12 protein-coding genes, 1 tRNA gene and 2 pseudogenes are annotated in these 12,265 nt (G+C 34.5%); 5 read left to right on the forward strand and 10 right to left on the reverse strand.

Features of this window, described 5'->3' with window-relative positions:
• The 5 genes from phrB to PSA_RS10250 form a co-directional block, all read right to left on the reverse strand.
• Positions 1-1,383: a deoxyribodipyrimidine photo-lyase gene (gene phrB, locus PSA_RS10230; RefSeq protein ID WP_042145095.1), complete on the reverse strand. Its 1,383-nt coding sequence runs from the start codon at positions 1,381-1,383 to the stop codon at positions 1-3.
• A complete protein-coding gene (locus PSA_RS10235; protein ID WP_042145097.1) occupies positions 1,383-2,336 on the reverse strand; it encodes a DUF523 and DUF1722 domain-containing protein in 954 nt (317 codons plus the stop codon). The genes phrB and PSA_RS10235 overlap by 1 nt, the downstream gene beginning before the upstream one ends.
• A 19-nt stretch (positions 2,337-2,355) precedes the next feature.
• The gene (locus tag PSA_RS10240; RefSeq protein ID WP_042145099.1) at positions 2,356-3,021 is read right to left on the reverse strand and encodes a ChrR family anti-sigma-E factor; all 666 of its coding nucleotides are present in this window, start codon (positions 3,019-3,021) and stop codon (positions 2,356-2,358) included.
• Complete coding sequence (locus PSA_RS10245) at positions 3,018-3,641, reverse strand: sigma-70 family RNA polymerase sigma factor (RefSeq protein WP_082305699.1); 624 nt, start codon at positions 3,639-3,641, stop codon at positions 3,018-3,020. Before PSA_RS10245 ends, PSA_RS10240 begins: the two co-directional genes overlap by 4 nt.
• Positions 3,642-3,720: 79 nt before the next feature.
• Positions 3,721-4,284, reverse strand: coding sequence for an LON peptidase substrate-binding domain-containing protein (locus PSA_RS10250; protein WP_042145199.1), 564 nt, complete (start codon positions 4,282-4,284; stop codon positions 3,721-3,723).
• A 133-nt stretch (positions 4,285-4,417) separates the two neighbouring features.
• Between PSA_RS10250 and PSA_RS10255 the strand changes: the two genes are divergently transcribed.
• From PSA_RS10255 to PSA_RS10265, 3 genes are all read left to right on the forward strand, one after another.
• Positions 4,418-4,675, forward strand: coding sequence for a DUF3081 family protein (locus PSA_RS10255; RefSeq protein ID WP_042145101.1), 258 nt, complete (start codon positions 4,418-4,420; stop codon positions 4,673-4,675).
• Position 4,676: 1 nt separating this feature from the next.
• Complete coding sequence (locus PSA_RS10260) at positions 4,677-5,291, forward strand: HAD family hydrolase (RefSeq protein WP_042145103.1); 615 nt, start codon at positions 4,677-4,679, stop codon at positions 5,289-5,291.
• 87 nt (positions 5,292-5,378) lie between these two features.
• Positions 5,379-6,611 carry an MFS transporter gene (locus tag PSA_RS10265; RefSeq protein WP_042145105.1) on the forward strand — a complete coding sequence of 411 codons (1,233 nt, stop codon included), beginning with the start codon at positions 5,379-5,381 and terminating at the stop codon, positions 6,609-6,611.
• Between the two features lie 46 nt (positions 6,612-6,657).
• Here the strand turns inward: PSA_RS10265 and PSA_RS10270 are convergent, their stop codons facing one another.
• Positions 6,658-7,566 carry a LysR family transcriptional regulator gene (locus PSA_RS10270; protein WP_042145107.1) on the reverse strand — a complete coding sequence of 303 codons (909 nt, stop codon included), beginning with the start codon at positions 7,564-7,566 and terminating at the stop codon, positions 6,658-6,660.
• Positions 7,567-7,687: 121 nt separating this feature from the next.
• On the opposite strand from PSA_RS10270, the gene PSA_RS10275 reads away from it, so the two are divergent.
• Both PSA_RS10275 and PSA_RS10280 read left to right on the forward strand, forming a co-directional pair.
• Positions 7,688-8,725: an alkene reductase gene (locus PSA_RS10275; protein ID WP_042145108.1), complete on the forward strand. Its 1,038-nt coding sequence runs from the start codon at positions 7,688-7,690 to the stop codon at positions 8,723-8,725.
• A 93-nt stretch (positions 8,726-8,818) separates the two neighbouring features.
• A pseudogene (locus tag PSA_RS10280) lies at positions 8,819-9,362 on the forward strand (GNAT family N-acetyltransferase).
• Positions 9,363-9,399: 37 nt separating this feature from the next.
• On the opposite strand, the gene PSA_RS10285 reads toward PSA_RS10280, so the two are convergent.
• The 4 genes and pseudogenes from PSA_RS10285 to PSA_RS10300 form a co-directional block, all read right to left on the reverse strand.
• Positions 9,400-9,699, reverse strand: a complete 300-nt coding sequence (locus PSA_RS10285) for a hypothetical protein (RefSeq protein WP_042145110.1) — start codon at positions 9,697-9,699, stop codon at positions 9,400-9,402.
• Positions 9,700-10,233: 534 nt separating this feature from the next.
• Positions 10,234-11,132, reverse strand: a pseudogene (locus PSA_RS10290) (Na+/H+ antiporter NhaC family protein).
• A gap of 157 nt (positions 11,133-11,289) precedes the next feature.
• The gene (locus PSA_RS10295; RefSeq protein WP_052379961.1) at positions 11,290-11,766 is read right to left on the reverse strand and encodes an FKBP-type peptidyl-prolyl cis-trans isomerase; all 477 of its coding nucleotides are present in this window, start codon (positions 11,764-11,766) and stop codon (positions 11,290-11,292) included.
• A gap of 227 nt (positions 11,767-11,993) precedes the next feature.
• Positions 11,994-12,070, reverse strand: a tRNA-Pro gene (locus PSA_RS10300).
• Positions 12,071-12,265: the final 195 nt, after the last annotated feature.

Below are 12,265 nucleotides of genomic sequence, written 5' to 3' on the forward strand. Positions count from 1 at the left end.
TCAAACTCTATAAAACGCTAAAGCTTCCTCTCTAGCGTCTTTGTGATTAACAACAGGCTCAACGTATTTTTTTGATAACCCATTGCGTGATAAATATTCATGTGGAAAGTGTATTTCTTTATCAGGAATATCTTTCAGCTCAGGTACATACATACGAATGAACTCTCCTTTGGGATCAAACTTTTTACTCTGAGTGATTGGATTAAAAATTCTAAAATAAGGTTGCGCGTCACAACCTGTGCTGGCAGCCCATTGCCAACCACCATTATTTGCTGACAAGTCGCCATCGAGTAGGTGTTGCATAAAAAAACGCTCTCCCCAACGCCAATCAATTAACAAATGCTTAGTTAAAAAACTCGCTACTATCATACGCAATCTATTATGCATCCAACCAGTGTTTATTAGTTGCCTCATTGCTGCATCAACTATCGGATATCCTGTATTTCCCTGACACCATAATTTAAAGTGTACGTCATTATTTTTCCATGGTAAATCATTGTATTTTTGTACAAAAGTCTGACTTTTACATAAATCAGGAAAATGAAAAAGCAAGTGCTTATAGAAATCACGCCATGCCAGTTCATTTATCCAAGTAAATTCGCTAGCAGCTGAATTATCTAAAATATGAGGGTGATGCGCTAATACTTGCGACAATAAATATTTAGGACTAATTGCGCCTATGGCGATATAGGGAGATAAACCCGAAGTGCCCTTAACAGAAGGAATATCACGTTGCTCTGAGTAACTGAATAATTTATTAGAAATAAAGTTTTCAATAATTGAGTCGTAAACCACATTAACAAGCGGCCATTTTTTTGAGCAAGATTTATTTGCATTAAAATGTATATATTGAGGAGCAGATGTATTTTGTTGCAAAAGGTGAGGGTAATCACAAATGGAACAACCATTTGCCACTAAGTACTTTAGCCAGCTATTTCTAAATGGCGTAAATACCTTATACATTTCACCACTGCCATTAAGTACTTTTCCTTTAGGAACAATGACATCTGACTCAGTCAAATTAAGCGATACACCTAGATCAATGATTGTTTTATCTCGTAGCTGTTCATTGAATTCAACTTCGCTATTCGCATATACATTTTCAATATCATTGGCTTTTACATAGGATAAAAGGCTACTTATTTGATTGTCAAAATTACTAGCTTCTATATGAACAAGTTCAACACCTAGTGTGTTTAGTTGATTTTTTAGTAAGTTAAGGTGACGTTCTATAAAATCAACTTGTATTGGTGCCATATCGTGATTATGCCACTGTTGAGGTGTAGAAATAAAAATGGCCTTATAAGGGCCATTTTTACTTGCTGTGGTTAATGCTGGATTATCAACAATTCTCAGGTCTTTTCTAAACCAGACTAAATTCATTAGTAACCATACCTTAGTTTTAGGTCATCAGGATAGGGTGATAAGTACACTTGCGAGTTCAAGTATTCTTTAGTGTGCTCTCTTAGATAATGATTTATCAATGTAAGCGGCACTAATAACGGCACTAACCCTTCTCTGAATTCAGATATTTTTTCAGAGAGTTCTTGCTTTTGTATTTTGTTAAGCTGCTTTTTGAAATAACCTTGTAAGTGTTGCAAAGTATTAGAATGGCTCTTTCTATTAGATAAATGTTTTAAACCAGCCATTAAACCCGCAATATATTGTTGTGATAGTTCATCAAGACCAATGTCTGCTCTTGCCAATAGCTTACCTAAAGATTTATACGATTGTAAATGATGGCTCATTAAAAGATATTTATGTTGCGTATGGAACTGAATTAACTTGTGTTTAGTTAAACCAGAGGCAACCAATTCTTGCCAATGTTTATATGTATAAACCCTTATAATGAAGTTTTCTCTTAATGGCATGTCATTTAAGCGGCCATTTTCCTCGCAAGGTAACAAAGGGTTTTTCTCCATGATTTGCTTTGCAAACAGACCTATGCCGTTTGATTCACTACCTTTACCATGGTCATAATAAACTTTTACTCTTTCCATACCGCAACTAGGGCTTTTTTGGCAAAAAATAAATCCACTGAGCTCGTCTACGTTATCTGCAACCTTACTACCAAAATTTGTAAGCGCCTCAGTGACATCACCTGACCCATCAGGTCTGCTAACGATAATCACATCATCTTTTTTTACTTGCCTTATGGTCTTTCTCGGAATTGGCAAACCAATTGCCACCTCAGGACAATAGGCTTTGTACTGTACATGTTTGCCAAGTTCTTCAGTACAAAAATGTGATTTTTTATGGCCTTTGTCAAAACGTACCTGTTCACCTTTTACACAAGCGCTTATACCTAATGTGATGCCTGATTGTGGTATCTTCATAATATGCTCCACATACTGATTAATAAATAAAATTGCCAATAGGGTTTAAAATACGTGCGAGCCCTTTAGTAAACTGCAATGCATTGCTAGACACTGTATAACATAAACAACCATCTTTAGTTTCTGGCTTGTGGGTGTGGCTCTTAGTTAGCCATATGAAATCACCTTTTGTATATGCACCTAACTCATCTTCAAAACTACCATCAAGTAATAATGTTAGCTCAAAGCCTTTGTGAGTATGTGCAGGCACAGTCCCAGTTGGATCTATGTGTAATAAACTTGTATGAAGGTCACCTTCATTTAAATCTAACCTAGCACGAGATAACTTACCTAAATTCTGCCATTGTGATTGGGCTACTTTGTCAATTGCCCTAGGGATAATATACTCATGACCTCTAACATTGACTGATTTAGGTGCTACAGGCTTTTCTATATAAACTTTATCGCTTGATGTGATGCTGTCAATCATGTTCGAAAAGTCCATATCGAAATTATCAGCTGTGTTAATTTGCGAGCTAGTTGATTCAAATACCGTTGTAGATTGGCTTAGTGTTAGTTCTTCAAGTTTATCCTTACAAAGGGGACACATTTCAGCATGCATTGAGATAGCTGCACTGATAGATGCTGGTAGCTGACCTTTGACATGTAGTTCAAGTAATTCATGTTTTGGGTGGTGTGTGATCATGAATCGTCTCCTAGGTGTGATTTAAGCTTACTTAATGCTGTTCTTAATCTTGATTTAACAGTACCAACCGGTATGCCCAGTTGTACTGCAATTTGTTCTTGAGATAGTTCCTGAAAATATACGCCTTTGATTATCTGCTTTTGAGCTTGCGGGAGCTTATCAACGTGCTTCATTAGATTTTTATTTAGAAGGTGATCCTCAAAATCTGCAGTGTCAAGATTCTCAGACTCTACTAAGGGCCAAATATCTTCGCTTAGCATATCCTCTCGATTAGATTTAACTTTTCTGAGCATATCAAAAGAAACGTTTCGCATAATGGTGTACACCCAAGTAGTGACTGCACCTTTGTCGGCGTTGTACATGTGGGCTTTTTTCCAAACGTTTGTCATCGTTTCTTGCAAAAGTACGTTAGCAGAGGCCTCATTATTCAATTGCTTTATGCCAAAGCGTATAATTTTGGGTGCAAACCAACTAAATATGTTCGAGAAGGCTTGTTTGTCTCTGGTGTCTGAAATTGAACACAGCCAGCCTTTTAATTGCTCTTTATTATCTTGCTCAAGCAATGTTTTATTTATACTCATATCAGCAATGTTTCTTGTATCATTTAATGAATGCTGCATAAAAGCTACTTAATTATTTGTCATCATAGTAGCCAATACGACGTTGTTAGATAAAAAGATCAAATAATTAAAAATTAATTTATTTGCCTTTAATCACAGTATGCAAGAAATTTTCACATTGCTCAAAGTTAAGTGTGCTTATTTTTACTTTATTGAAGGTGGTAATAGGTAATATCTCTAAAATCCGGGCACAAACCCATACTTTATCTTCAAACTTTGTTTCAGAATAAAGAGTGTTTAATTGCTTTGAATTATTAAATGCTTGATTTAGAAACTGGGTTATTTCGTCATCTTTGTGAAGCGGATCGTACTTTGTATCGTTAGCCCAATGATTTATTGGTTGTGTATCTGCTTTTAATAATCCATCAGATTCTAGATACATGTTAGATAATTTAACAAAACCTTTAGCTTGTACATCTATAGATAACAGACCATCCTTGAGTGTATCAAAATTCACTATCTCTACAATCATCCCTACATCAGCGCTGTTAAAAGTAGTTTCCTCATTGTACATACTCAAAACGAAACCATTTGAAGAAAAAGACTCTTTGACCAACCGAATGTATTTGGGCTCAAAAATACGCAACTTTAATTTACCACCAGGTAAAATAAATATGGGTAATGGGAATATACCTAATTCCATAAATGCAACTTTCATATCAAATTATATCTGATAATACGTGCCTAACAGTGATTTCGATCGCTTTGTGATTAATTGATCTGTTTGAGTTTTTAATCGTATAAAGAAGTAACAGATAGAATCTAGGATACTAGCAATGCAAAATCACTTAGATCAAAAAATTTTTTTAGAAGCATTCAATACTATCATAGATAAAGGACACAAAGAGCAAGGTTATTACCTACTCGATGATGTAAAAGCTTGGCATGATTATGATGGATATTGTTGTTATATTTCATACAATAAAGTTGAGATGACTTTAATGTTTCATGGCAAATATTTACTCGATTATAAAAATGAAGGCTTACTGGAAAGCTTCATTAAAAAAGTATTGCAGATAAATAAAGGTAGATAGAATGAATTTACAACGAATTAATGAGATCAAAGGTGTTATCTTTGACTTAGATAATACTTTAGTGTCTTCTTCTCTTGATTTTAAAACCTTGAAGCAAAGCATAGGCTGTTGCAGTGGTGAGGATATTTTAGAGTTTGTAAATAAAATAGAATCCAAAGAGCATAGACAACAAGCTGATGCAAAAATTTTAGCCCATGAATACGATGATGCAATGAGTTCAGAAATTCTAACCGGCGCGCATGATTTAATTGCTCACTTAAACTTATGCAACATTCCTACTGCAATAGTGACGCGTAATAGTAAACAATCAAGTGAGCATAAAATAAAAAAACACAGTATAAATATCGAAAATGTCATAACCAGAGAAATGTTTCCTCCAAAGCCCGATCCGACTGCTTTAAATCACATTGCCAATCAATGGCAGCTTCAAAATAAAGAAGTGCTATACGTAGGTGATTATTTATATGACATACAAGCGGCTCAAAATGCAAAAATGCAATCGTGTTTAATCTCTCATTTTGAAGAAAAACCTTATCAAGATCAGGCCGATATTGTGGTTGATACATTATCTGAGCTTAAACAATTATTAATTAAAATCAATTCAGATGTTGTTTAATTCATATTTTATTCATTAAATCTTATTGACCTTAAGTTAACTTGAGGTTTTATAGTCCTTTTCATCAACACTTTTAAAGGACTATTTATGTCAACTGTTATCTCTATTGCAAGATTAAAACGTTTTTCAAATTTAATTTGGATAATGCAAATTGGTAATTTTTTTATTCGTGGTACTTATTACATGGTTTGGCCATTTTTGGCTGTTATTTTATATCAAAAATTTAATTTATCGGCATCTGAAGTTGGCTTATTGCTTACAGGTTCATCGGTTTTCTCAGTGGTATTAGGCTTTTATACAGGTAATTTATCAGATAGGTTTGGTCGTAATCCTGTGATGTTAGTAGCTGCATTATTAGGAGTCATAGCCTTTGCTTGGTTGGCCGTAGCAGATACATTATTTACATTTTGTACTGCCGTGTTTTTAGCGACCTTACCGCGATCACTGTGGGATGCCCCGAGTAAAGGGGTATTAACCGATGAGTTACATGATGCTAAAGACAGAGAGTTGGCCATGCAAATGCTATATTTTTTAGTCAATGCAGGTGCAGCTATTGGCCCATTAATCGGTTTATGGGCAGGCTTAACCGGAGATCAATCTAGCTTTTTGTTTACTGCTTTTGCCTATGCTGGTTTATTATCAGCAGTGGTACTAACTTTCAAAAATAAAAAGAAGAGCAAACAAAATCAACATAAAACGTCTCATAATTTTAAGCAGATCATCGCTTTGTTATCTAAAGACCATGTATTTTTGCTGATTATGCTCGCTAATATGCTCATTTTATTTATATACGCACAGGGCGATTCAAGCTTAATTCAATATTTAACTCGCGCTGAAATACCAGAATTAGTTACCCTGATTTCATTTATCATTGTTTTGAATTCATTAGTAATTGTGATATTTCAATTCCCATTATTAAAATTGATGGAAAACATTGATATAAAAAACAGGATATATATCGGCATTATATTATTGGCATTTTCACAATTAGTATTTGCTTTTAATCCCATAGATTATTTTTTTGGCTGGTTGATTGGCACCTTTATTTTAAGCTTAGGCGAGGCCATTTTATTCTCAAATATGAATGTACATTTAGATAGACTCGCACCTAAAAAGTTAAAGGGCAGTTATTTTGGTGCTGCTGGATTATGTTCACTTGGTTTTTCTTTTGCGCCTTTGCTTGGTGGCATAGTATTAGATGTGTGGGGTGGGCCTACATTATTTTTGATCGCATCTGGATTGAGTGTAGTAACCATATTTTTATACCAAACAAGTGATAAGTTAAAACGGCCTGATTTTGAGGCTATGGAATTAGTTTAAATAATAAGATTAGTAACCACTTAGTGTGGTTACTAATATAATACAATTATGTTTTACACCAAGCTGCATTTCTACATCGTTTTTCTAAAAAGTCTAAAAATATTCTGACCTTAGGCGGCAAATGTTCTTTATGAGGGTAAACAGCATAAACACCAACGGGGTCGAGTTCATAGTCTGTTAAAATTGGTGTTAGTTTACCTGTATATATTTGTTCACAAATTCCTAGCTTAGCAAGTGCAGAAATCCCTAAACCACTTTGAGCAGCGGATACTACAGCATCAACAGAATTTGTTTTTAAACTGCTATTAATTTGAACCTGAGTCTTATTTCTAGTGGTTTTATGAGTAAATAACCATTTTAAAGGAGAGGGCAATATAGACAGGTTAATCCATTGATGATGCACTAAATCTTCAGGTATTTTTGGCGTACCATAACGTGCTAAATAATCATTTGATGCAAATACCAAAGTAGGGCTGGAACATAGTTTTTTAGCAATTAAATTAGAGTCTTGTAACCATCCTATACGAATTGTTAAATCTATGCCTTCTTCCACCATATTTACGACACGATCTTCTAGTAATAACTCAATTTTAAGTAAGGGATAAAGGCAGCGTAATTCTTTAATAACAGGAATAAGCTGATCTCGACCAAAGGCGATTGGACTGGCTATTCTTAATGTACCTGTTGGTTGATGCTGATATTGGCGTAGTTCATTAATGGCAATTTCAGCACGATCAACGATTTGCTCGCAGTGTTTAAAATAAATATCGCCAGCTTCGGTTAAGCTGAGCTTACGAGTAGATCTATTAAGTAGACGTACACCTACTTCTTGCTCTAATAAACTCACTTGTTTACTTACCGCTGATTTAGCAATGCCCAACTGGCGAGCTGCCTGCGAAAAGCTTTTTGTCTGCACTACTTTTGTAAACACGCCAATGCGTTTTAACTCATCCATATTTACCTTGATTGTTCTCTTAATGAGAACAGTGTTATATAAATAGTCAATCTAGTAAAGATTTTAATAACTGCAATAATGAATTTGTTGAAATTTGAGATAGAGATTTAGGAGAAAGGACATGACAATTGACACATTATTTAAACAAGTAGATCTCGGTGCAGGTTTAATACTAAACAATAGAGTAGTAATGGCTCCGTTAACGCGATGCATGGCGGATAATGAACTAGTACCAACGCAGGCAATGGCAGAATATTACGCAAGGCGTGCTGATACAGGCTTAATTATAACTGAAGCAACGTTGATTTCTCAATCTGCACAGGGTTATCCAAATACACCTGGTTTATATAATCAGCAACAAGTAGATGCTTGGAAAAAAGTTACACAAAGAGTACATCAAAATGGTGGTAAAATTTTTGCGCAATTGTGGCATACAGGCAGGGTATCTCACCCCTACTTTTTAAATGGCGAAAAGCCTATGGCACCATCGGCGTTAGCTATTGAAGGTCATGTGCCTCGCATGGAAGACATGCATTACGGTGAGCCGCAAGAAATAACTCCTGAGCATATAAAGCAAGTGATAACTGATTTTGCACTAGCTGCGGCCAATGCTAAAAAGGCAGGCTTTGATGGCGTTGAAATTCATGGCGCAAATGGCTATTTAATAGATCAATTTTTACATTATGCAGCGAATGAAAGAGAAGATGAGTGGGGCCAAACGCCAGAAAATATGAGTCGTTTATTGTTTGATGTAATAAATGTAGTTAAAAAAGAGATAGGGCATGTAGGTGTTCGTTTATCTCCAGCAGCCTATTTTAATATGGCACATGATTCAAAAGATGTTGCTGTATTCGATTATGTATTAGATAAATTAAATTCACTTGAACTCGCTTACGTACACACAGGTATGTTTGAAGATAGCCATATAGATTATTTAGATGGCTCTGTAACCCAGTATATTCGCAGAAATTATCACGGAACAGTCATTGCGAGTGGGGGTTATACAGCTCAAACCGGTGAGCAAGCTATATTACGTGGCGATGCTGATTTAATTGCAATTGGTCGACCATTAATTGCTAATCCAGATTACATCGAGAAAGTTAAAACTTCAAAAGTATTAACTGAATATGATGACAGCATGTTGGCAGAGCTTATTTAGTACACCTTAATACGTTTTTGCTAATTTTTTTAGCGTTGCCGACGAGGTAACGCTGATTATTTAGTTATATTGAATTCACAGCTCATCAAAATAATGCTTTTTAAAAATGATTTAGTTACTTTATTTTTAGTGCACATTAAGTGCCTTAAAATATATGGTGAGGCGTGGAATATTTGGTTTGCTAATGTACCTCATTTTGAAGAAATGGCTGAATATGTTAACCAAGCTAAAAGCAAGTGAAACGGGTAATATCGCATATGCAGTAAGGTGCAAAACAACGGGGGATATTGTCGGAACAACTCGGTACTATAACGTTGAAAGTCAGCATAAAAGGGCTTTGCTTGGTTATACTTGGTATAGTAATTCTGTGAGAAGAACAGCCATAAATTCAGAATGTAAATATCTATTATTGCAAAACTTATTTGAAAATCACCATGCTTATGCTGTTGAATTTAGAACTCACTTTTTTAATCAAGCATCTAGAAATGCCATTGAAAGATTAGGTGCTAAACAAGATGGTATTTTAAGAAATCATAAAATAATGAAAGATGGATCACTAAGAGATACTGTTGTTTATTCCATCATTTCTACTGAATGGCCTGCTGTAAAATGTAATTTAATAAATAAACTAAATTAGTTATTAGTTTATTGTGATTATGTGGTCTTGAGTTAATTTAAAGACCATTTACTAAATGAATTCGATGTTTTTCAAATGCATTCCAAAGTTCATCTATTTTCTTTTGGTTTGTTTGATAAAACTCTTTATTAAATGCAGCATGCCATTTTGTTTGTAAAAGACTATATTTAGTTGCAGTAAGTTTATGTTCTAAATTTAATTCTTTACTTAAATACGTGCCTATCTGCCTATCGATAACAAACCCATCCAACTTGCCATTTGCAACAAATTTAAGACCTTGTATGGGAGTGAGGTTTAACGAACTTAATACATTTTTATCTGTTAATATTGTTCGCACTACATAACCTAAAGGCGCAGATAAATCATATTTTGCTAATGGGTAATATACATTGAGGTTTAATCCATTTTTATTAATTAAAGGATTTTGAGTTTTATCTAAATCAAAAGGTTTTATTTTTAGGTAAAGTCGCCAGTATGAAGGCTTTCAGTTTGCACTTACCTTCTTCTGTTGACAGGATTTATTTTGATTTATTTCACCAGTTACGACAGAAGAGCAATCTACTGGGGAGATAGTATTATGAGATTATTTATTTTTCTGTTCTTCAAATGGTCCTGAAGATATCGCTAATATTACGCAAGAAGATGCATCATATTTAACGATTCTTGCCCCTCGAGAAGATAAAGCACCATTAGTGATAGCGCAAAACCAAATAAATAACCCTGTTGATGCATGGGTATATTACCCTAGTAGTGATTCATATTACGTTGTGACCTATGGAGATAATTACCTTCAAAGGGGTGATTACGATTTTAATGAATTGGTAACAATAAAAAAGACTGCTTATTTTTATAAGTAGTCTTTTATTTATTTTTACAGCACCATAGCGGCAATCCAGCCAAAAATAAGCAGTGCTATATTAAAGTGGATAAAGGTTGGTACTACTGAGTCCCAAATATGGTCGTGTTGACCATCAACATTTAAACCTGATGTTGGCCCTAAAGTTGAATCAGAAGTCGGAGAGCCCGCATCACCTAATGCACCAGCAGTGCCCACTAATGCAGTAGTCGCCATGACAGAAATAAACATAAAGGCACAAATAAAGTTGCAATAATTGGCACTGTAGAGAACGAACTGCTAATGCCCATCGTTATTAATAACCCAACTAATAAAATAACTGCTGCCGCCAATGGTTTGTTACCTTCCATAAAGCTTGCAGCACTTTGCACTAAGCTTGCAACATTACCATTGGCTTTCATCACAGAAGCAAAACCTTGGGCCGATATCATTATAAAACCAATCATTGCCATCATAGCAACGCCTTTAGTGAAAAGGTCTGAGCTTTCGTCCCATTTTACTGTGCAAAAAAGCGTGAATACTATTACACCAGTTAAACCGCCTAAAATCATAGAACCACTGATATTTTGTGCTGCAACAGAGCATAATAAAATCACAGTTAACAATGTAAAACTCAGCAATGTTTTAGATTGCTCAGAATGAGAAATCTGTACTTTAGATAATAATTTATCTGCTAAAATAGACGTTAAACCAGACTTTGAAATAGCAACTGCAAAAGCACCTAACATAGCATAACTTAAAGCAATTTGTGCTCCGCCAGATAAACCTTGGTTAAAAGCATCTAATGTTTGCGTTAAACCTAAGCCCGCAACTAATCCAGAAACAATCGCACTGACAGTCATAGCAACAATCACATTTATTCTCACTAAAGTGAGTAATAACATGAGTAATACGCCTAATATTACAGCATTCATTATTTTCTCTTTAATTGTTATTAACTAAGCGCAATCAATTGTTAAATATTGAAATACTCAGGTCATATAGATTTAAAGACGTATTGTATACAAATTTAAAGAAGGGAAGGTAGGGATATTTAATAAGGTATAAGATTTAGAATTATGTTCATATAAACTATGGATTAATGGCTAAAAGTTCAATTTCAAAAATGAGTAATGAGCCAGGTGGAACTTGTCCTACTTTTTGATTACCATAAGCTAAATGAGAGGGGATAAAAAATCTAAATTTATCACCAACAACCATAAGTTTGATGCCTTTTTCCCAGCCTTTAATCACTTGATTCAAGTTAAAAGTAATAGGTCGACCTCGCGCCATTGAACTATCAAAAATATCACCATTTAGAAATGAACCGTGATAATGCGCTGTCACTCGGTCATTATTTTTAGGGTGTATGGTACCATTACCTTTAACAATAATTTGATATTGTAGTCCTGATATTTTTTCAATAACACTTTTGTCTTTTCGATTTTTACTTAAAAACTGCTCACCTTTTGTAATGTTTTTCTTAGCTTCTAAATCGAAAGCACTAGCTTGATCAGCATGCACTAATGACATGAATGTCATTAAGAACCATACACTAAATTTGTTCATCTGATCGCCTGTTTGTATTTTGCATTTGTTTATAAGCTGCTCTGTTATTAATAGAAAAACTGACAAGCCATTAATTTAGTTTAATAACATTATGATATAAATCAAAAGAAATATAAAAGAGGTGAGAATCATAAAAGATCAAAATTTGGATTGGAATGTTTTAGGGTTATCGAAATACTATAGGTTGAATATTATGTCTGGTTTTAATTAATGAAACATTTTAGAAATGGTCGGAGTAACAGGATTTGAACCTGTGACCCCTTGTCCCCCAGACAAGTGCGCTACCAAACTGCGCTATACCCCGACTTTAGATTAGATGTTTTATACTACCTTAGCATTGGGTGATGCTGACATCTGGCTGTTATATTACTTACCTTATACTGAAAATCAACACATTAACTTATTAATCAATTTGTTTGCCGATAATATAAGCATTTATTCACTTTTTGATATAAAGCTAATCTAAACAAGGGTTAACTGGTTGTCGATTAGCGTACTC

It is taken from the genome of Pseudoalteromonas sp. '520P1 No. 423' (assembly GCF_001269985.1).
Lineage (GTDB): Bacteria > Pseudomonadota > Gammaproteobacteria > Enterobacterales > Alteromonadaceae > Pseudoalteromonas.